Annotated in this window: 20 protein-coding genes and 2 pseudogenes; 10 read left to right on the plus strand and 12 right to left on the minus strand. The window is 60.8% G+C overall.

The window, feature by feature from the left end:
* Nucleotides 1-46 precede the first annotated feature (46 nt).
* The 6 genes and pseudogenes from ACQKP2_RS20265 to ACQKP2_RS20290 form a co-directional block, all read right to left on the minus strand.
* A complete protein-coding gene (locus ACQKP2_RS20265) occupies nucleotides 47-1285 on the minus strand; it encodes a heme biosynthesis protein HemY (RefSeq protein WP_427578924.1) in 1239 nt (412 codons plus the stop codon).
* Nucleotides 1282-2427 (minus strand): uroporphyrinogen-III C-methyltransferase, encoded by a 1146-nt coding sequence (locus ACQKP2_RS20270; protein WP_427578926.1) that lies wholly within the window; start codon nucleotides 2425-2427, stop codon nucleotides 1282-1284. Before ACQKP2_RS20270 ends, ACQKP2_RS20265 begins: the two co-directional genes overlap by 4 nt.
* Nucleotides 2428-2443: 16 nt before the next feature.
* Entirely contained in the window at nucleotides 2444-3211 is a 768-nt protein-coding gene (locus ACQKP2_RS20275) for a uroporphyrinogen-III synthase (RefSeq protein ID WP_427578927.1), read from the minus strand.
* Nucleotides 3208-4149 (minus strand): hydroxymethylbilane synthase, encoded by a 942-nt coding sequence (hemC, locus tag ACQKP2_RS20280; protein WP_427578928.1) that lies wholly within the window; start codon nucleotides 4147-4149, stop codon nucleotides 3208-3210. Before hemC ends, ACQKP2_RS20275 begins: the two co-directional genes overlap by 4 nt.
* A 138-nt stretch (nucleotides 4150-4287) precedes the next feature.
* Nucleotides 4288-5034, minus strand: coding sequence for a LytR/AlgR family response regulator transcription factor (locus ACQKP2_RS20285; protein WP_427578929.1), 747 nt, complete (start codon nucleotides 5032-5034; stop codon nucleotides 4288-4290).
* A pseudogene (locus ACQKP2_RS20290) lies at nucleotides 5031-5153 on the minus strand (sensor histidine kinase); the annotation flags it as partial. The gene ACQKP2_RS20285 and the pseudogene ACQKP2_RS20290, both read right to left, overlap by 4 nt.
* A gap of 408 nt (nucleotides 5154-5561) precedes the next feature.
* On the opposite strand from ACQKP2_RS20290, the gene argH reads away from it, so the two are divergent.
* Nucleotides 5562-6956, plus strand: a complete 1395-nt coding sequence (gene argH / locus ACQKP2_RS20295; protein WP_427578931.1) for an argininosuccinate lyase — start codon at nucleotides 5562-5564, stop codon at nucleotides 6954-6956.
* Between the two features lie 109 nt (nucleotides 6957-7065).
* Here the strand turns inward: argH and ACQKP2_RS20300 are convergent, their stop codons facing one another.
* Nucleotides 7066-7725, minus strand: coding sequence for a glutathione S-transferase (locus ACQKP2_RS20300; protein WP_427578932.1), 660 nt, complete (start codon nucleotides 7723-7725; stop codon nucleotides 7066-7068).
* Between the two features lie 126 nt (nucleotides 7726-7851).
* On the opposite strand from ACQKP2_RS20300, the gene ACQKP2_RS20305 reads away from it, so the two are divergent.
* The 3 genes from ACQKP2_RS20305 (at nucleotide 7852) to ACQKP2_RS20315 (ending at nucleotide 11516) form a co-directional block, all read left to right on the plus strand.
* A complete protein-coding gene (locus ACQKP2_RS20305; RefSeq protein ID WP_427578934.1) occupies nucleotides 7852-8142 on the plus strand; it encodes a hypothetical protein in 291 nt (96 codons plus the stop codon).
* Nucleotides 8143-8226: 84 nt separating this feature from the next.
* Nucleotides 8227-8472, plus strand: coding sequence for a TIGR02647 family protein (locus ACQKP2_RS20310; RefSeq protein ID WP_427578936.1), 246 nt, complete (start codon nucleotides 8227-8229; stop codon nucleotides 8470-8472).
* 197 nt (nucleotides 8473-8669) lie between these two features.
* Nucleotides 8670-11516: a class I adenylate cyclase gene (locus tag ACQKP2_RS20315; protein WP_427578938.1), complete on the plus strand. Its 2847-nt coding sequence runs from the start codon at nucleotides 8670-8672 to the stop codon at nucleotides 11514-11516.
* A 7-nt stretch (nucleotides 11517-11523) separates the two neighbouring features.
* On the opposite strand, the gene rnk is transcribed toward ACQKP2_RS20315, so the two are convergent.
* The 3 genes from rnk to cyaY all read right to left on the minus strand — a co-directional run bounded on the left by rnk (nucleotide 11524) and on the right by cyaY (nucleotide 12738).
* On the minus strand, nucleotides 11524-11934 hold the full coding sequence (gene rnk / locus ACQKP2_RS20320; RefSeq protein WP_427578940.1) for a nucleoside diphosphate kinase regulator: 411 nt from the start codon (nucleotides 11932-11934) through the stop codon (nucleotides 11524-11526).
* 239 nt (nucleotides 11935-12173) lie between these two features.
* The gene (locus ACQKP2_RS20325; protein WP_427578952.1) at nucleotides 12174-12401 is read right to left on the minus strand and encodes a DUF1289 domain-containing protein; all 228 of its coding nucleotides are present in this window, start codon (nucleotides 12399-12401) and stop codon (nucleotides 12174-12176) included.
* A gap of 4 nt (nucleotides 12402-12405) precedes the next feature.
* The gene (gene cyaY / locus ACQKP2_RS20330) at nucleotides 12406-12738 is read right to left on the minus strand and encodes an iron donor protein CyaY (RefSeq protein ID WP_427578941.1); all 333 of its coding nucleotides are present in this window, start codon (nucleotides 12736-12738) and stop codon (nucleotides 12406-12408) included.
* 285 nt (nucleotides 12739-13023) lie between these two features.
* Here cyaY and lptM point away from each other — a divergent pair, with 285 nt between their 5' ends.
* From lptM to ACQKP2_RS20360, 6 genes are read left to right on the plus strand one after another with little or no spacing between them, the layout of a single operon-like run.
* Entirely contained in the window at nucleotides 13024-13197 is a 174-nt protein-coding gene (lptM, locus tag ACQKP2_RS20335; protein WP_427578942.1) for an LPS translocon maturation chaperone LptM, read from the plus strand.
* 9 nt (nucleotides 13198-13206) lie between these two features.
* Entirely contained in the window at nucleotides 13207-14454 is a 1248-nt protein-coding gene (lysA, locus tag ACQKP2_RS20340; protein ID WP_427578943.1) for a diaminopimelate decarboxylase, read from the plus strand.
* Nucleotides 14455-14458: 4 nt separating this feature from the next.
* On the plus strand, nucleotides 14459-15289 hold the full coding sequence (gene dapF, locus ACQKP2_RS20345) for a diaminopimelate epimerase (RefSeq protein WP_427578945.1): 831 nt from the start codon (nucleotides 14459-14461) through the stop codon (nucleotides 15287-15289).
* Between the two features lie 13 nt (nucleotides 15290-15302).
* Nucleotides 15303-16028 (plus strand): DUF484 family protein, encoded by a 726-nt coding sequence (locus ACQKP2_RS20350; protein ID WP_427578947.1) that lies wholly within the window; start codon nucleotides 15303-15305, stop codon nucleotides 16026-16028.
* 2 nt (nucleotides 16029-16030) lie between these two features.
* Complete coding sequence (gene xerC, locus ACQKP2_RS20355) at nucleotides 16031-16930, plus strand: tyrosine recombinase XerC (protein WP_427578948.1); 900 nt, start codon at nucleotides 16031-16033, stop codon at nucleotides 16928-16930.
* Entirely contained in the window at nucleotides 16927-17634 is a 708-nt protein-coding gene (locus ACQKP2_RS20360; RefSeq protein WP_427578950.1) for an HAD family hydrolase, read from the plus strand. The genes xerC and ACQKP2_RS20360 overlap by 4 nt, the downstream gene beginning before the upstream one ends.
* A gap of 174 nt (nucleotides 17635-17808) precedes the next feature.
* Here ACQKP2_RS20360 and sutA read toward each other — a convergent pair whose 3' ends face one another.
* On the minus strand, nucleotides 17809-18132 hold the full coding sequence (sutA, locus tag ACQKP2_RS20365; protein WP_175387312.1) for a transcriptional regulator SutA: 324 nt from the start codon (nucleotides 18130-18132) through the stop codon (nucleotides 17809-17811).
* A gap of 99 nt (nucleotides 18133-18231) precedes the next feature.
* Nucleotides 18232-18444: pseudogene (locus ACQKP2_RS20370) on the minus strand (YjbQ family protein); the annotation flags it as partial.
* Nucleotides 18445-18541 lie beyond the last annotated feature (97 nt).

Raw genomic sequence — 18541 nt, forward strand, 5'->3', positions numbered from 1 at the left:
AGCAAGCCGACTCGAACTGCGCCGGCTGCTACATGGGCGGCCCTTTTCAAGCGTGAGCGGGGACCGGCAACGGCGCAGCCAGCAAGCGCTCATCCAGCATGCCCAGCCCCTCCTGGAACAGCTGGTTGCTGCGCTCGGTGTCACCCATTTGCGCCAGCAGGCGCGCCAGCTCGGCACAGGCTTCCGGGTTGCGCTGCAACCGCAGGCTGCTTTCCAGATAGTCCCGCGCCTTGCCCCACAGGCTGCCTTGCAAACACAGTCGCCCCAGTGTCAGCAACAGGCTTGGATCAGCCGGGTGCTGCTTGAGCCAGCTCTCCGCAAGTTGCAGTTGGCGAGCCGGATCATTACCGCGAACCAAACCGTACAGGCGCGCCAAATGACTGTCGTAGTTGCGCTTGAGCGCCGTACGCAAAACCTCCTCGGCCTCGGCTTGCGCACCCAGTTGGCGCAACTGATCGGCGTAGGCAAGCACCAGTTGCGGCTCCTGACGCTGGGCAGAAGTCAGTTGCTGCCAGGCGCGATTGAGCGATTGCAGGCCGACGGTTCCATCCTCTTCACGGTGCCCTGCCAGGGATAGATTCTTGCCCCAGGCGCGGCGCTCCAGCTCGGCCAGTTCAGCGGCTGGCAAGACCTTGTCCTTGCGCAGTTCCGGCAGCAATCGAATGACCGCCGACCAGTCGCCGCGCTGCTGATGCAGACGCTGCAACTGACGCAGTGTCTGCGCGTTGTGTGGATGGCGCTCATGCATCGCCTGCAGGGTCGCCACGGCACCTTCGGTATCGCCGCGATCGGTCTGCAGCTGTGCGTGGCTCAAGGCAATCGCCAGCTCGGCCTGGGGCTGACGCTCCAGCGCACGCTCCAGCAGATTGTCGCTCTGTTCGTAATGACCTTGTTCGTTCGCCGCACGGGCGGCACCGAGGTAATAAAGCAACGGCTGGCTTTCAGCTTCCGCAGCCCGCTGCAAATGCCGCTGAGCACTGGCCCAACGGCCTTCGGCCAGATCCAGCTGCCCGTGCTCGATCGCCACTTGAATCCGGCGGCTACGATTACGCCGCGACCAGGGATTGACCACGCCACCGGACGTCAGCACCAAATCGATCAAGGCCTTGATGCCCCAGATCACCAGCCAGAGAAACGCCACCAGGGCCAGAGTCGCCCACAGGCTGGATTCGTAACGGAAGCTCTTGTAGGCGATCAGCACGTAACCGGAATGCTCGGCAATCGCCAGCCCCAGCGCAGCCGCAGCAGCGATGGCCAGGAACACGATTACATACAGGCGCTTCATGGCGTGGCCTCCTGCACGGCGTTCGCGGCAGGTTTGGCCAGCGGCTTGACCGAGTCCTCGGCATTGATATTGCGCCGCTCCAGATAGCCTTGCACCGCGCTCAACGTGCCAGTCAGATCAGGGGTGATCACGGTGACAGGTTGCCTGCTCAGCTCGGCCACTTGCTCAAGCATCACCTTGCTCTGCGGATTGTCCGGGTTGAAATTCCCCTTGAGCACATCGCGTGCCTCGTTCATCGCCTGAGTGTAAACCGCTGCCTGACCATTGAGCGCGGCCCATTGCGCCTGCTCCAGCGACAGGCTCAGCGCCAGGCGCACCTGGCTCAGGCTCTGCCCGGCCAGCAACGGGCGGACATTTTTGTCGGCATTGAAATCGATACGGATATAGCGAGAGATCTGATCCCACCACTGCGCCCAACGACTGGCGCCATCGCCATCGGCGGTCAGTCCCAGCAGGGATTCGCCGCGATCCTTGTACTCGGGCGCAAGCTCGGTGAGATCGATCACCTGATCGCGCAAGGCACCCAGGCGCAGGAACAGCCCGGTGCGGTCCGGCTGCTCGGTGCTGCGCAGAGCCACCAGGGTCTTGGCCACCTGCTCGCGAGCGGCAAAGGCACCGGGATCATTTTGCTCACGCAGGATTTCGTCGGCGCCCTGCACCAGGGCCTGGGCGCTGCTGATGTCCTGCAACGCAGACAGGCGAAGGCTGGCCAGGCGCAGCAGGTGCTCGGCCTCGGCCAGGCGCCAGTCCTTGCGGCTGGCACCCAGGACGGTTTCCAGACGCTGATTGAGTCGCTGCTGATCACCCTGCAACTGAATGACCAGGCGTGCGCGCTCTTCGAGCACATCGGCTCCGGGCAGTTGTTCCAGGCGGGTACTCAAGCGCTGTTCATTGAGCTTCAGGCTTTGCGCCTCATCGCTTAACGCCTGTACCTGACTCAACTGCTGTTGGTTGGTCGCCTGCAGGTGTCGAACCTGCCAGACACCCCATCCCCCTACAGCCACACCGGCAGCACCCAGCAGCAGCGCGACGATTGCCAGCCCATTGCCACGGCGCTGCACTGCAGCAGGTATCGGAGTTTCATCAACCGGTGCATCAAGCACGGGCCGGACGTCATCTTTAGGCAAGGCTGTTTCGCTCACGTATCCATCCTTTGCATTAGAGAACGGGCACGGGATGCTCCCGTAACGCCGTCAGCAAAGCCGCGGCGCTGGCGCCGCGACAATCCACAACTGTCAAGGCACCGGCGGCACGCGCCAGCTCGGCAACCCTGGGGCTTGGTACAAACAACGGCAACCGCGCCAACTGCGGCCAGGCATCGCCGGCCAATTGGTGCAGGTGCTCAAAACCCTGTCCACTGCTGACCACCAGTGCATTCAGGCGTTCCGACTCAATACGTCCCGGCAGCGCTGCCGGCGGATAGTGCGGTAATTCGCGGCAGTACAGCTCCAGATAATCGACACTAGCACCTTGCTCACGCAAGCGCTCGGCCAGCAGTTCGCGCCCGCCCTCACCCCGCAGTATCAACACCTGCGCATCGTGTCGAGCGATAGCCTCGCGTAAACCCGCAAGCTCAAGCAAGGCTTCGCTGTCATCCCCACCCTGCGGAAAACTCACGTCCAGGCCACGGTCCTCAAGGATCTGCGCCGTCGCAGCGCCGACACTGAACCACCTCACGCCTGGCGCTTGCGGGCAGAACCGATCGAGCAGTTCGACGGCGATCCGCGCCGCTGGTTTGCTGACCACGATGACTGCGCAGTAGCGATCCAGATCCTGGATCACTTCGCGCATTCTGTCAGAGACCGGGATCGGCACGATGTCCAAAAGCGGCAGGCTACTGCTGAAAATCCCCTGCTCGGCCAACAAACTGCCCAGCGCCGCCGACTCATCCGCCGGACGCGTCAGCAACAGGCGCCAGCCCGTCACTCGTGACCTGCCTCGCCATACACCGCCTTGAGAATTTCATCGGCGCCCTGGCTCAACAGATCTTCGGCCACTCGCACACCCAGAGCCTCGGCATCACCACGGGGCCCGCGAGCCTCGGCGCTGAGCAGCAGACCGCCATTCGGATCCCCCACCAGACCGCGCAACCAGACTTGCTCCCCTTCAAGCACCGCGTAGCAGGCGATCGGCACTTGGCAGCCGCCATTCAGATGTTTGTTGAGGGCTCGTTCAGCCGTGACGCGAGTGGCGGTGTCCTGATGATGCAGCGGTGCCAACAGCGCGTGTATTTCGCTGTCCGCACTGCGGCACTCGATCCCCACCGCGCCCTGGCCACCGGCCGGCAGACTGTCTTCGACGCTGATGGCCGAGGTAATGCGATCTTCAAAGCCCAACCGAATCAACCCGGCGGAGGCCAGGATGATGGCGTCATATTCACCGGCATCGAGCTTGGCCAGGCGAGTATTGACGTTACCCCGCAGGAAGCGGATTTCCAGATCCGGGCGACGGGTCAGCAGTTGCGCCTGGCGACGCAGGCTCGACGTGCCGACAATGCTGCCCGGCGGCAGCTCATCGAGGCTGTTGAATGTGTTGGAGACGAAAGCATCGCGCGGATCTTCGCGCTCGCAGATGCAGAACAGGCCGAGGCCTGCGGGGAAGTCCATCGGCACATCCTTCATGGAGTGCACGGCAATATCGGCTTCGTTTTCCAGCAGCGCGGTTTCCAGTTCCTTGACGAACAGGCCCTTGCCGCCGATTTTCGACAATGGCGAGTCGAGCAGCTTGTCGCCACGGCTGACCATTGGCACCAGCGTCACGAGCAGACCCGGATGGGCCTCTTCCAGACGGGCTTTGACATATTCGGCCTGCCACAGGGCGAGAGCACTTTTGCGGGTTGCGATGCGGATCTGGCGAGAGGACATGGATCAATCCGTACTGAATAGATACGACGGATAATAACAGCTCAGCCAAATCCACTTTGACTTGTATCAGAAACTGCTCGGCCTCCCTGGCCCCGGATGTCCGGTTATCGGGTGTGAAGTTTGCCTGTGACCAGCGACTTAAAGCTGCTGCATCATTTTCCGCACGCCGGCCACATGGCGCCGACTGACGATCAATGCATCGCCATTGAGCCCCTTGAGGAACAGCTGAAAATGCCCCAGCGGCGTTCGTTGCAAGCGTTCGATACGCTCGCGAGCGACCAGTGCGTTGCGGTGGATGCGCACGAAACGGTCACCGAATTCGTCTTCAAGCGCCTTGAGCGGCTCGTCGAGCAGCACTTCGCCGGCTTCGTGGCGCAAGGTCACGTATTTGTGATCGGCGATAAAGTAGACCACCTGATCCAGCGGTATCAGCTCGATCCCTTTGCGGGTTCGCGCGCTGATATGGCTGCGAGGGCCATTGCCACTTTCTGCGGCCGGCCGGGTCAGGGCCGAGAGTTGAACTCGATTGGGGCGTTCGGCTTTCTTTAATGCGTCGTGTAAATGTTCAGTTCTCACAGGTTTCACCAGATAGCCCAAGGCGCTGGCCTGTAAGGCTTCCACGGCAAATTCATCGGGCCCTGTACACAACACCACCGCGGGCGGGGTTTCGCGCTCGCACAATCGTGCGGCCACTTGCAGGCCATCGAGGCCTGGCATGCGAATATCGAGAAGAACGATATCCGGCTTGTGGCTGTCGATCAGTGCCAACGCCTCCTCGCCGTTCGTGGCGCTGGGCTCCAGGACACTGTATCCCTCGAGTTCGCCAACCATTCGGCTCAGGCGCTCGCGGGCAAGGGGGTCGTCATCAACGATCAGGACATTCATATTGCGCTGGATTCCTGCGTGAGTCTCGCACAAGGATAGCGTAGACAGGGAAAGTGACGTCCGTCACCGCGATCCACGCTAAGACTAGCGCGAGCGTCAAAAAGTGCCGCTCGTCCGGCGGCTAATTTTTCATCTGCCGGGCGATTGGCGGTCCAGGCCCGCATTGGCGAGACATCGCCCCAGGGTTTGCTGTTACGCAATGTGAACACCCCTCTTCTTATAGTCAGCTTCGGCATCGGGAAGTGCGCGGTTCCTACTGTCCAACTGTAGACGGTTGCCGGGACGATATTGCTCAATTGAAAAATATCGTTGTACTCACTGTAGGAGCGAGCATGCTCGCGATGGTCGCCAACGATAACGCGGGCAGCCTGACACCCTGCGGTGGCCTGACGTACATCGCGAGCACGCTCGCTCCTACAGGTGCGGTGATAAAGCAGTCGACCAGTACCAGCGACAGGGTTGGCAACCCTGTTATTATCCGCCGCAGCTTTCAACGCTATCTTTCTTCAGCCGATACGAGCGAATTCATGAGCACTGACAAGACCAATCAGTCCTGGGGCGGCCGCTTCAGTGAACCCGTCGACGCCTTCGTCGCCCGCTTCACCGCCTCCGTCACTTTCGACCAGCGCCTGTATCGCCACGACATCATGGGTTCGATCGCCCACGCCACCATGCTGGCCAAGGTTGGCGTACTGACCGATGCCGAGCGCGACAGCATCATCGATGGTCTGAAGACCATCCAGGGTGAAATCGAGGCCGGCCAGTTCGACTGGCGCGTCGACCTGGAAGACGTGCACATGAACATCGAGGCGCGCCTGACCGATCGCATCGGTGTCACCGGTAAAAAACTGCACACCGGCCGTAGCCGCAACGACCAGGTCGCCACCGATATCCGCTTGTGGCTGCGCGACGAAATCGACCTGATCCTGGGCGAAATCACTCGCCTGCAAAAAGGCCTGCTGGAACAGGCCGAGCGTGAAGCGGGCAGCATCATGCCGGGCTTCACCCACCTGCAGACCGCACAGCCGGTGACGTTCGGGCACCACATGCTGGCCTGGTTCGAAATGCTCAGCCGCGACTACGAACGCCTGGTCGACTGCCGCAAGCGCACCAACCGCATGCCACTGGGCAGCGCCGCGCTGGCCGGCACCACCTACCCGATCGATCGTGAGTACACCGCCCAATTGCTGGGCTTCGATGCCGTCGGCGGCAACTCGCTGGACAACGTGTCCGATCGCGATTTCGCCATCGAATTCTGCTCGGCCGCAAGCATTGCGATGATGCACCTGTCGCGTTTCTCCGAAGAATTGGTGCTTTGGACCAGCGCACAGTTCCAGTTCATCGATTTGCCGGATCGTTTCTGCACCGGCAGCTCGATCATGCCGCAAAAGAAAAACCCGGACGTACCGGAGCTGGTACGTGGCAAGACCGGCCGCGTATTCGGCGCGGTAATGGGCCTGCTGACCCTGATGAAAGGCCAGCCTCTGGCCTACAACAAGGACAACCAGGAAGACAAGGAGCCGCTGTTCGACGCCGCCGATACCCTGCGCGACTCACTGCGGGCCTTTGCCGATATGGTCCCGGCCATCAAGCCGAAACACGCGATGATGCGCGAAGCGGCCCTGCGCGGCTTCTCCACCGCCACCGACCTGGCCGACTACCTGGTGCGTCGCGGCCTGCCGTTCCGCGATTGCCATGAAATCGTCGGGCATGCAGTGAAATACGGTGTGGAAAGTGGCAAGGACCTGGCGGAAATGAGCCTTGAAGAACTTCGCAAGTTCAGCGACCAGATCGATCAGGACGTATTCGCCGTGCTGACCCTGGAAGGCTCGGTCAATGCCCGAAACCACATCGGCGGCACTGCCCCGGCGCAGGTCAAGGCGGCCGTGGCTCGCGGCCAGGCCTTGCTCGCCAGCCGTTAAGCCTTCAAAGCATCGCGAGCAGGCTCGCTCCCACACGGGATCGCGTTTGCACATCCGACCCTGTGGGAGCGAGCCTGCTCGCGATGACTGACTTCAGGACGACACGGAATTACTTCCTGGCCGCGACCATCGCCATGAACGCCGGCATCGCCGCTTCCCGCTCCGCAGCGACCCGCTGCACATTCGGGTTGTCGCCCAGGCGCTCCAGCAACGCCTTGGCCGCCGGCAACTTGGCCAAGAGATCAATATCAAAAAGCTTCTTGGCGACCCCACAGGCCAGTGGAACGCTATACAGAAAATACAAGTCCGCCACGCTCAAGCTATCGCCCGCCACATAAGGGCTGAACTTGCCGTGCCTGCCCAGGGATTCAATCCCCAGCAGCAATTCGGCCCTGGTTTTTTCCTTGATCGCATCTGGCACTGTCGTGCCGAAAAACGCCTCGGGATAACAGGCGCGAGCCGGCAGTTCGATGTACAGTTCGATCTCTTTGGCCAGGGCCAGCACTTGCGACCGCTCAAACGGGTCGACAGGCAACAGTGGAGCGCCTTTCTGGCTCTGCTCGATGTATTCGAGCATCACAGTGGTTTCATTGATGAAACCCTGTTCGACTGCCAGCACCGGCACTTTGCCGCGCGGGCTGATGGCCAGCGCTTCAGGCGTCTGTCCGCCATAAAACGGCACTTCTTCGAACGGCAGTCCCTTTTCCAGCAATGCCAGCTTCACCATGTTGTAGTAGTTGCTGACACAAAATCCATAAAGCTTGAGCATCACAAAGCCTCCAGGCCGTGCAGGGGGGTTGGCAGTGCCTGTTATAGAACGTCATGGATGTTCCTGCCAGCAGCATCACGGCACTGAATGCGGGTAAACTGGCCATCTTTCCTTGAGGAGCCTGCCATGAGCGAGCCAACCCCCGACATCGACCAGGACGACGACGAAGCGTTCGCCGAAAACACGCTGATCGAAGCCATCGAGAACCAGATCGAAAGCGAAAATCCTCCCGCGGCCAAAGCGACCTTCAACAAGCTGACACTGGTGGGTTACGAGCGAGAGGATATCCTCAACCTGATGGCTCACGTTTTAGCGGTGGAAATCGACGCGATCCTCGAAGAAGACCGCCCGTTCAATACCGATTGGTACGAAGCCGCACTGCGTGCACTCCCCGAGTTGCCGCCGGAAAAGAAATAACCCATTCGCAGCACTGGACATGCCGCGCGAGTCGGATCAACTTAGGGGCGCTTTCATCCAATTCCTAGAAAGTCTGGAGTCCTTATGTCGCTAAGCCCTGAGCTGGTTGCCGAACTGGAAGTCCTCTCACTCTTCAACCTGGACAGTTCCCAGGAAGGTTTGAAAATTCATCAGACCGCTGCCCCGAAACATATTGCTGCTGCCGAACGTCTCTTCGAAAAAGGCCTGATCGACCAGGCCGATGGCGGCTATCTGACCAGCCTGGGTCGCGACGCCGCACAAAATGTGCAAACCGTTCTGACCATTCTCAAGGCTCAGGAAACGGCCTGAACATGACCCTATCGCCCACGGAAACCCCGCCCGGGATTTCCGCGGGCAATACTGAGTGGTGGCCACCTGACGTCGCCACGCGGTAGAAATCTGGCGCCAACAAAACAAAATCAGCTTAAATGACCCGGGACCGAGACGCTAAACTGCCCTCACCTGAAAGCCCCTGCGCCCGAGCCTGCGAGCCGGTTTGAGCTGACATGACCCGCACCCATGAAATCCGCCCCGATCTGGACGAGGGAATCGACCGCAAGGTTCTCAGTCAGTTGCGCGCGCGTTTTCTGAAACTGAACGAAGGGCGCAAGGCGCGCGCCATGGAAGGGTTGTCGACCCGTCAGCAAAGCGTGCTGAACCTGCTGCCACTGTTTTTCCATGTCAATCATCCGCTGCTGCCGGGCTACGTTTCGGGCAGCACACCTGCCGGACTGTCGAACTTCGAACCGGACACCGAGCTCCTCGCCGAAGCCCAGCGCCTGACCCGCTCGTTTTCCTACAAGCCACGCCACGGCAGCAACCCGCCACGCCCTGTTCACGGCCTGTTCCTGATGGGTAGCCTCGGCACGCTCGCCCAGGCCGACCAGAGCGATATGGATGTATGGGTTTGCCATTCGCCGGACTTGAACGCTAACGAACTCGCCGAATTGCGCAAGAAATGCCAACTGCTTGAGGCCTGGGCTGCCAGCCAGGGCGCCGAAGCGCACTTCTTCCTGATCGACCCGGCCCGGTTCGTGCTTGGCGAGCGCGACACGCAATTGAGCTCGGAGGATTGCGGGACCACCCAGCACTATCTTCTTCTGGACGAGTTTTATCGCACGGCCATCTGGCTGGCCGGGCGCACACCGATCTGGTGGCTGGTGCCGGCCTATGAAGAATCGAGCTACGAGCGCTACACACACACCTTGATGTCCAAGCGCTTCATTCGTGCCGACGAAACCCTGGACCTGGGACACCTTGCCTACATCCCGCCGGGAGAGTTTATCGGTGCCGGGCTGTGGCAATTGTTCAAAGGCATCGAGTCGCCGTACAAATCGGTGCTCAAGTTGCTCCTGACCGAGGTTTACGCCAGTGAACACCCCAGGGTCGAGTGCCTGAGCCTGCGCTTCAAACAGGCCGTGTTCGCCAATCGCCTCGACCTTGATGAACTGGACCCTTACGTCATGGTTTACCGGCGTATCGAGGAATACCTCATCGCCCGCAACGAGCCGGAACGCCTGGAACTGGTGCGGCGCGCGCTGTACCTGAAGGTCAATCGCAAGCTCACTGGCAGCGGTGGGCGCACGCAGAATTGGCAACGCTCGTTGCTCGAACGCCTGGCCCACGAATGGCAGTGGGACCCGCGCCAACTGGCTCTGCTCGACAGCCGTAGCCAGTGGAAAGTCCGTCAGGTCGGCTCTGAACGCCGCGTCCTGGTGAGCGAACTCAATTACAGCTACCGCTTTTTGACCCAGTTTGCACGCAACGAACAGACCGCCAGCCTGATCAACAAACGCGATCTCAGTGTGCTCGGACGACGCTTGTATGCCGCCTTCGAGCGCAAGGCCGATAAAGTCGAGTTCATCAATCCGGGTATTGCCCCCGATCTGGCCGAAGACACCCTGACGCTGGTGCACGCCACCCACCCCAAAGAATCGGGGCCGTCCCAGTGGGGGCTGTACAACGGCAGCCTGACCGCCCTTGAGTGGGAGCACTTCGCCCCGATCAAGCGCAGCCGCCAATTGCTCGAACTGCTCACCTGGTGCCATCGCAATGGTGTGATCGATAGCAGCACCCGCCTGGCCTTGCATCCGGGTGGTACTGACCTTAGTGAGTTCGAGCTGTTCAACCTGCTCGGCAGCTTGCAACAAAGCATTGTCCTGCCCTTGCCGACCGTCGCCGAAGAGCCCCTGCTGCAAGCGAGCGTGCCCAGCGAAGTGCTGATACTGGTGAATGTCGGTATCGATCCGCTCAAGCATCACCGGGACCTGAACATCCTGATGACCACCGAACGCACCGACTCCCTGAGCTACGCAGGGGTTCGGGAAAACCTGGTATTGACCCTGGATCAGGTCACGCTCAATAGCTGGAACGAAGTGCTGGTCAATCGCTTCGACGGTCCCCATGCCCTGCTCGACTGCCTGCGCGACTACCTCAACAATCTGCCTGAAGGCGCGCGGCAACCGCATTTGCGCGTGCGCTGCTTCTGCCATAACCGCGCGCCATTCATTGCACAACGTGTCGAAGGCATCTTCGATACGGCGCAGCACCTGCTGTTGAGCAAACTCAATCACCGTTACCTGATTCAGGTCCAGCAGCATTATCACGTGCTGGAGCTGATCCCCGGCCAAGTCCGGCATGTCGCCCTTTCCACGCTGCCGGCACTCTTTGACTATCTGAGTGAAGAACTGCCTCGGTACAGCCCGCTGCACCTGGACCCAATGGCGCTGGAAGACCACGACCTCGCGCTGCTCCTGCCCATGGGCCAGCCGGACTGTGTCCAGGTGTTTTACCGGGTCAACGAAGACATGGCCGATCTGTACGTGCTCGATGAGTTCAATGCCTTATGGCACCAGCGCTTGCCATGGCATGACGAACTGAGCCTGCTGGTGCCGCTGCAACGCTTCCTGCAGTCGATCCAGTATCGGCGCGATGCCTTGTTGCCGATGAATGCATTGCACCCCCGGCACATCGAAACTTTGTATTACCAACTGTTACCGTCGGGCGTCAGCCGGGCACGTCGGGTCGAAAGTCGTCAGATACCGCACACGCCGGTCAACAAACCCTTTTATGACGTGCAGGCAATTATCGGTAAAGCCGCACAGGGCAAAGTGCAGGTCACCCTGTATTGCAATCAGCGGGAGTTTTCAGAACTGGAACATGGCGACCAACTGTTCAGTGCGGTTGCCCGGGAAATCGTCGAACAGCGCCGCGAGACCGAACGTTATCGCTGCTACATCACCGACCTGGACCTGTCCGGCCTGCTCGGTGATGGTCAGGGCTCAAGCAATCTCTATCTGCGTTACAAGGCCGACCTTGAGCGCGCATTGAACGAGGCGCTCGGGCAGGTCTGAGGCCGGGTCAAACGTTGTAGTCGCCGCCGTTGGCCGGTTGCGATTCAACCTCCAGCAGGGTCAGTTTCAACGTCTTGCCACCCGGAGCGGGCCAGTCGATGTGCTGACCCACCTTCAAGCCCAGCAGCGCACTGCCGACCGGTGCCAGAATCGAGACTTTCCCCTCATCGGCATTGGCGTCCTTCGGATAAACCAGGGTCAGGTGGTAGTCCTTGCCACTGCTCTCTTCACGGCAATGCACGCGCGAATTCATGGTCACGACATCCGCTGGCACTTCATCGTGGCCGACCAGTGTATCGGCGCGATCCAGTTCGGTTTGCAGCGCGATAACGCCCGGCAGCGTTTCATCCAGGCTGTCGATCAGACGCTCCAGACGCTGAACGTCCAGACGGGTAAGAGTGATGGAAGGTGCGGTCATGATCAGGGCAGACTCCTTTCTTCTGCACAAAAAAAGCAAAACCCCGCCAAAAAAGGCGGGGTTTTCACAAGCCTCGATGGGTTGAGGCATATCCGGACACTAACACAGCTCAAAAAATAAACAAGTGAGGCCCTGATGACTGACTGTAGGAGCGAGCAAGCTCGCGATGGTGGTCAACGATAACGTGGGGTATCTGATTCCCCGCGTGATCCGAACGACCATCGCGAGCTTGCTCGCTCCTACAGGGGTGAGTCGCTATTTTTGCGCTGGGCGGCGTTGGCGCAGATCACCCGGCGGCGCTCGTCATCGGCCGAACGCCATTCGCGGATGTCTTCGACATGGCGAAAACAACCGAGGCAGACTTTCTGCTCATCGAGCCGGCACACACCGCAACAGGGCGATGGCACTGCCGGGCTGACATTGCTGTAGAGCGGTTTAGGCGCGCGTACAGGGGCTGGCTGGATCACCGCGTCACAGACCTTCGAATTCGAGTTCGACATCCGCCTGCTGCTTGACGATGCGTTCGAGCATTTCACCCAGCTGCTCTTCGCTCTTGTCGCACATCCAGCGTTCGCTCTCTTCGTCGTAATCGAAGTGAAAGCCACCGGAAACTGCCGCCAACCACAACTGGCGTAGCGGCTCCTGGCGACTGAAGATCAACTGGGTGCCGTTTTCGAACTTGACGGTCAGCACACCCGCCGAGCTCTCCAGATCGATATCCAGGTCGCTCTCGTCAAAGATGTCCTCCAGTGTTTGCTGGGTGGCATCGACCAGGTCGTGGAAACGGGCTTCGGACAAACTCATTACGGCAACCTCAAAAAGTGTCTGATCAGGTTCAAGCGCCGCAAGATACGGACGCTGCCTGCCGATTGCAAAGATTAAAGACCTTCGGGAGCGAGCCTGCTCGCGAATGTGGGCTGACATTCGACATGGATGTCGCCTGACACGACGCCTTCGCGAGCCGGCTCGCTCCCACAGGGATTGCCTGATACCGGCCAAGCCCCGCCAGACGGGAGCCCCATCGCATAGGCAAGCTGCCGGGTGGCCGGTATACTCCGGCGCAATTAATGCATTTTCAAGGATTTCGCCATGAAGCGCCTGATCTCTTCCCTTGCTGCGCTCCTCGCCGTTGCCTGCCTTGTGTCGGCCTGCGGTCAAAAAGGTCCGCTGTATCTGCCTGATGAAGATCAGGATCCTGCAGCGCAGGCCCAATCCTCGCAACAACACCCATCCAAAGCACACAAGCACGACGTCTACCAATAAGGGAGCACCATGAACGCTTTTAACTACCGTGACGGTGAACTGTTCGCGGAAGGTGTTGCCCTGTCTGCTATCGCTGATCGCTTTGGTACACCGACCTATGTTTATTCCCGTGCCCACATCGAAGCCCAATACCTGGCTTATGCCGATGCACTGGCCGGCATGCCGCATCTGGTCTGCTTCGCGGTCAAGGCCAACTCCAACCTGGGTGTTCTGAATGTCCTGGCGCGACTGGGCGCCGGTTTCGACATCGTTTCCCGTGGCGAACTGGAGCGCGTACTGGCTGCTGGCGGAAGCGCCGACAAGATCGTGTTCTCCGGCGTCGGCAAGACCCGTGACGACATGCGTCGCGCTCTGGAAGTCGGCGTGCACTGCTTCAACGTCGAATCCACCGACGAGCTGGAGCGCTTGCAGGTGGTGGCCGCCGAGCTGGGGGTTCGTGCACCGATCTCGCTGCGCGTGAACCCGGACGTCGATGCCGGCACTCACCCGTACATCTCCACCGGCCTGAAAGAGAACAAGTTCGGCATCGCCATCGCCGACGCCGAAGACGTGTACGTGCGCGCCGCACAACTGCCGAACCTGGAAGTGGTCGGCGTCGACTGCCATATCGGTTCGCAACTGACGACCCTGGAACCCTTCATCGACGCCCTCGATCGCCTGCTGGGCCTGGTCGACCGCCTCGGCGATTGCGGCATCTACCTGCGCCACATCGACCTCGGCGGCGGTCTGGGCGTTCGTTATCGCGACGAAGAGCCGCCACTGGCTGCCGACTACATCAAAGCCGTGCGCGAGCGTCTCGACGGTCGCGACCTGGCCCTGGTGTTCGAACCGGGCCGCTTCATCGTGGCCAATGCCGGCCTGCTGCTGACCCAGGTCGAATACCTCAAGCACACCGAACACAAAGACTTCGCCATCGTCGATGCGGCCATGAACGACCTGATCCGCCCGGCGCTGTATCAAGCCTGGATGGACGTCACTGCCGTACGCCCGCGCAACACCGCTGCCCGTACCTATGACATCGTCGGCCCGATCTGCGAAACCGGCGACTTCCTGGCCAAGGAGCGCGAGCTTGCACTGGAGGAAGGCGACCTGCTGGCCGTGCATTCGGCCGGCGCCTATGGGTTTGTCATGAGTTCCAACTACAACACCCGCGGCCGTGCGGCCGAAGTGTTGGTGGACGGTGATCAGGCATTTGAAGTGCGTCGCCGTGAAACGGTAGCCGAGTTGTTCGCTGGCGAAAGCCTGCTGCCGGAGTAAAACCATGCTGCTGCGTTTTACCAAGATGCACGGCCTGGGCAATGACTTCATGGTCCTCGACCTGGTCAGCCAGCACGCGCACATTCTGCCCAAGCACGCCAAGCTGTGGGGCGACCGGCATACCGGGATCGGTTTCGACCAGTTGCTGATCGTCGAAGCACCGAGCAATCCGGACGTGGACTTCCGCTATCGGATCTTCAACTCCGATGGCTCGGAAGTGGAACAGTGCGGCAACGGAGCGCGTTGTTTCGCCCGTTTCGTGCTCGACAAACGTCTGACCGCCAAACGCAAGATCCGCGTCGAGACCAAAAGCGGCATCATCGAGCTGGATGTGCGCAATGACGGGCAGATCGGCGTCGACATGGGCGCCCCGCGCCTGGTGCCGGCCGATATTCCGTTCCAGGCTTCGGAGCAGGCACTGAGTTATCAGGTCGACGTCGACGGTACGATGGTCGAACTGGCCGCCGTTTCCATGGGCAACCCTCATGCGGTACTGCGCGTCAGCGATATCAACAACGCGCCGGTGCATGAGCTGGGGCCGAAAATCGAACACCATGCGCGCTTCCCGGCGCGGGTGAATGTCGGTTTCATCCAGGTAATCGACCGCAATCGCGCACAGCTACGCGTCTGGGAACGCGGCGCCGGGGAAACCCAGGCCTGCGGCACAGGCGCCTGTGCTGCCGCCGTCGCAGCGATCAGCCAGGGGTGGATGGATTCGCCGCTGTTGATCGACCTGCCTGGCGGGCGCCTGTCCATTGAGTGGGCGGGCCCTGGCCAACCAGTCTTGATGACAGGCCCGGCAGTACGCGTATACGAAGGACAAGTACGTCTTTGAATGAGCCAAAGCCATGACCGATAAGCCTCAGGTACCCGCCCTGCCGTCCGACGAATCAGCGTCCGAAAGCCTGGAGGCGGCCGCGATTGCCGCGTACCTGGAGGCTCATCCGGACTTCTTCGTCCAGCACCAGGAACTGCTGCCGGCCTTGCGCATTCCCCATCAGCGCGGCGACACGATATCCCTGGTCGAACGGCAGATGACCATCCTGCGTGAGCGCAACATCGAGTTGCGCCATCGCCTGTCACACTTGATGGACGTGGCTCGCGACAATGACCGCCTCTTCGACAAGACCCGCCGCCTGATCCTGGCGCTGCTGGACGCCAGCACGCTGGAAGACGTCGTGATGAGCGTCGAAGACAGCCTGCGTCAGGACTTCCAGGTGCCTTTCGTCAGTCTCATCCTGCTCGGTGACAATGCCATGCCGGTAGGCCGCTGGGTTTCCCACGCCGAGGCCCAGGTGGCCATTGGCGGTTTGCTGATGGAAGGCAAAAGCGTCAGCGGCATCCTTCGTGAACACGAACTGGACTTCCTGTTCGGAGAAGAGCAGCGCAAGCAAATCGGCTCCACCGCCGTGGTCGCCATCAGCCACCAGGGCATCCACGGCATCCTGGCAATCGCCAGCCGCGATCCGCAGCACTACAAAAGCTCGGTCGGCACGCTGTTCCTGAGCTACATCGCAGAAGTCATGGGCCGCGTGCTACCACGCATCAACAGCTCACTGCGCTCGGTACGCTGATCATGGAACGGCAACTGGACGCTTACTGCGAACACCTGCGCAGTGAGCGGCAGGTGTCGCCACATACGCTTTCGGCGTACCGCCGCGACCTCGACAAGGTGCTGGACTGGTGCGTCAAACAGAACATTGGCAGTTGGGCCGCACTGGACATCCAGCGCCTGCGCAGCCTGATCGCCCGCTTGCATGCCCAGGGGCAATCCTCCCGCAGCCTGGCACGGCTGCTGTCTGCCGTGCGCGGTCTCTACCACTACCTGAATCGCGAAGGCTTTTGCGATCACGATCCGGCCAACGGCCTCACACCGCCTAAAGGCGAACGCCGCTTGCCGAAAACCCTGGACACTGACCGCGCGCTGCAACTGCTTGAAGGCGGGGTCGAAGACGACTTTCTTGCGCGCCGGGACCAGGCGATTCTCGAACTGTTCTATTCCTCGGGGTTGCGCCTTTCGGAGCTGACCGGACTGAACCTCGATCAACTGGACCTGGCGGACGGCATGGTCCAGGTACTCGGCAAGGGCAGCAAGACCCGCCTGCTGCCAGTGGGCAAAAAGGCACGAGAGGCACTGGAGCTGTGGCTGCCATTACGTGCGCTGGCCAACCCGGCGGATGACGCAGTGTTCGTCAGCCAACAAGGGCGGCGTCTGGGACCGCGGGCCATTCAGTTGCGGGTCAAGGCCGCCGGCGAACGCGAGCTGGGGCAAAACCTGCACCCGCACATGTTGCGGCACTCCTTCGCCAGCCATTTGCTGGAGTCCTCCCAGGACCTGCGGGCGGTACAGGAACTGCTGGGCCATTCGGACATCAAGACCACCCAGATTTACACCCACCTGGACTTCCAGCACCTGGCCTCGGTCTACGACAGCGCCCATCCACGGGCAAAACGCATTAAAGGCGATGATTCATGACTCTCCAACTGATCACCTTCGACCTCGATGACACCCTGTGGGACACCGCCCCGGTGATCGTCAGCGCCGAAGCCGTATTACGGCAATGGCTGACCGAACATGCGCCCAACCTTGGGGCAGTACCGGTGGAGCATTTGTGGGGCATTCGCGAGCGCATCCTCACCAGCGAACCTGGCCTCAAGCACCGAATCAGCGCCTTGCGCCGACGGGTACTGTTCCACGCGCTGGAAGAGGCCGGTTACGCACACGCAGAAGCGTCGGACCTGGCCGACCAGAGTTTCGAAGTGTTTTTGCATGCCCGCCATCAGCTGGAAATCTTCCCGGAGGTGCAACCGACCCTGGAAGTGCTGGCCAACCACTACGCCCTCGGCGTAGTCACCAACGGCAACGCCGATGTACGGCGACTGGGGTTGGCGGACTACTTCAAATTTGCGTTGTGCGCCGAAGACATCGGCATCGCCAAGCCCGATGTACGACTGTTCCACGAGGCGCTCAAACGCGGAGGTGCAACCGCGCAAACGGCAGTGCATATCGGCGACCACCCCGGCGACGACATTGCCGGTGCCCAACAGGCAGGACTGCGGGCGATCTGGTTCAACCCGTCGGGCAAAGCCTGGGAAACCGATCGCTTGCCGGACGCGGAAATCCGCAGCCTGATCGAATTGCCGGCGTTGTTGGCGCGGTGGAACAAAACCTCAGCCTGACGAGGAAACCTGTGGGAGCGAGCCTGCTCGCGATAGCGGACTGACAGCCACCCTATCGGCGCCTGACCTACGCCTGTAGGAGCGAGGCTTGCCCGCGAACCTCCCCACACGTTTGACTCGCCCATGAAAAAGCCCGCAGCGACGGCGGGCTTTTTCAGCAAGCGGCAAACGGGCTCAGATAGGCCGGCTGCCGTACTTGTTGTCAGGCTTCTTGGGCGGATCGGCGACCACATTGGCCTCCACTTCCTGCACCTTGCCGCCACGAGCCAGGAACTCTTCCATGGCCTTGGCCAGGGCGTCACGTTCCTTGTTCTTGGCTTCGACACTTGGCAGCTCATCAACCGATACCGCTGCCTTGGCCTTGCCTTTGGCGGTCGGAACGGGAGCATCACCACCGTCGTCTTCAGCGACGTCTTCCGCCGCTGCTTCCAGACCTTCTTCGGTATCGTCTTCGTCGCCTACTTCGAGGTCGTCGTTTTCCAGATCATCGTCGCTCATGTTCTACCTCATGACTTGCGCAAGCAGATTAGTTATAGCCCAGCTTTGCCCTCTGTCGAAAGCTGCCGGAAAAAATCAACAGCCGCTGGTGACCAGCGGTTATGCCTCTTCACCGTGCACGGTGGCGAGGACTTTACGGGCACCGCCTTGATCACGGTGCTCGCCCAGGTAAACGCCTTGCCAGGTCCCCAACGCCAGTCGGCCCGCCGAAATCGGCAAACTGAGCTGACAGCCAAGCACGCTGGCCTTGAAGTGCGCCGGGAGGTCGTCCAGGCCTTCGTCGTTATGCTCATAGCCGTCTGCTCCTTGTGGGACCCTGGGCGTCGCGGCTCAGGCCCAGTACTTCGCAATCGGTATGCACCTCACCCTTGTTGCGACGGATGCCGCGCAGGTAACCCTGATGCAGGGC

Origin of the sequence: Pseudomonas sp. NPDC089569 (assembly GCF_050280625.1) — a bacterium.
Lineage (GTDB): Bacteria > Pseudomonadota > Gammaproteobacteria > Pseudomonadales > Pseudomonadaceae > Aquipseudomonas.

What these genes read in the sequence shown, in the direction of transcription:
- ACQKP2_RS20265 (WP_427578924.1), bottom strand. Translation starts at nt 1,285, where the DNA reads ATGAAGCGCCTGTATGTAATCGTGTTCCTGGCCATCGCTGCTGCGGCT.
- xerC (WP_427578948.1), top strand. Translation starts at nt 16,031, where the DNA reads ATGGAACGGCAACTGGACGCTTACTGCGAACACCTGCGCAGTGAGCGG.
- argH (WP_427578931.1), top strand. Translation starts at nt 5,562, where the DNA reads ATGAGCACTGACAAGACCAATCAGTCCTGGGGCGGCCGCTTCAGTGAA.
- ACQKP2_RS20360 (WP_427578950.1), top strand. Translation starts at nt 16,927, where the DNA reads ATGACTCTCCAACTGATCACCTTCGACCTCGATGACACCCTGTGGGAC.
- ACQKP2_RS20305 (WP_427578934.1), top strand. Translation starts at nt 7,852, where the DNA reads ATGAGCGAGCCAACCCCCGACATCGACCAGGACGACGACGAAGCGTTC.
- lysA (WP_427578943.1), top strand. Translation starts at nt 13,207, where the DNA reads ATGAACGCTTTTAACTACCGTGACGGTGAACTGTTCGCGGAAGGTGTT.
- lptM (WP_427578942.1), top strand. Translation starts at nt 13,024, where the DNA reads ATGAAGCGCCTGATCTCTTCCCTTGCTGCGCTCCTCGCCGTTGCCTGC.
- ACQKP2_RS20350 (WP_427578947.1), top strand. Translation starts at nt 15,303, where the DNA reads ATGACCGATAAGCCTCAGGTACCCGCCCTGCCGTCCGACGAATCAGCG.
- cyaY (WP_427578941.1), bottom strand. Translation starts at nt 12,738, where the DNA reads ATGAGTTTGTCCGAAGCCCGTTTCCACGACCTGGTCGATGCCACCCAG.
- ACQKP2_RS20310 (WP_427578936.1), top strand. Translation starts at nt 8,227, where the DNA reads ATGTCGCTAAGCCCTGAGCTGGTTGCCGAACTGGAAGTCCTCTCACTC.
- hemC (WP_427578928.1), bottom strand. Translation starts at nt 4,149, where the DNA reads ATGTCCTCTCGCCAGATCCGCATCGCAACCCGCAAAAGTGCTCTCGCC.
- ACQKP2_RS20285 (WP_427578929.1), bottom strand. Translation starts at nt 5,034, where the DNA reads ATGAATGTCCTGATCGTTGATGACGACCCCCTTGCCCGCGAGCGCCTG.
- dapF (WP_427578945.1), top strand. Translation starts at nt 14,459, where the DNA reads ATGCTGCTGCGTTTTACCAAGATGCACGGCCTGGGCAATGACTTCATG.
- ACQKP2_RS20315 (WP_427578938.1), top strand. Translation starts at nt 8,670, where the DNA reads ATGACCCGCACCCATGAAATCCGCCCCGATCTGGACGAGGGAATCGAC.
- ACQKP2_RS20300 (WP_427578932.1), bottom strand. Translation starts at nt 7,725, where the DNA reads ATGCTCAAGCTTTATGGATTTTGTGTCAGCAACTACTACAACATGGTG.
- sutA (WP_175387312.1), bottom strand. Translation starts at nt 18,132, where the DNA reads ATGAGCGACGATGATCTGGAAAACGACGACCTCGAAGTAGGCGACGAA.
- rnk (WP_427578940.1), bottom strand. Translation starts at nt 11,934, where the DNA reads ATGACCGCACCTTCCATCACTCTTACCCGTCTGGACGTTCAGCGTCTG.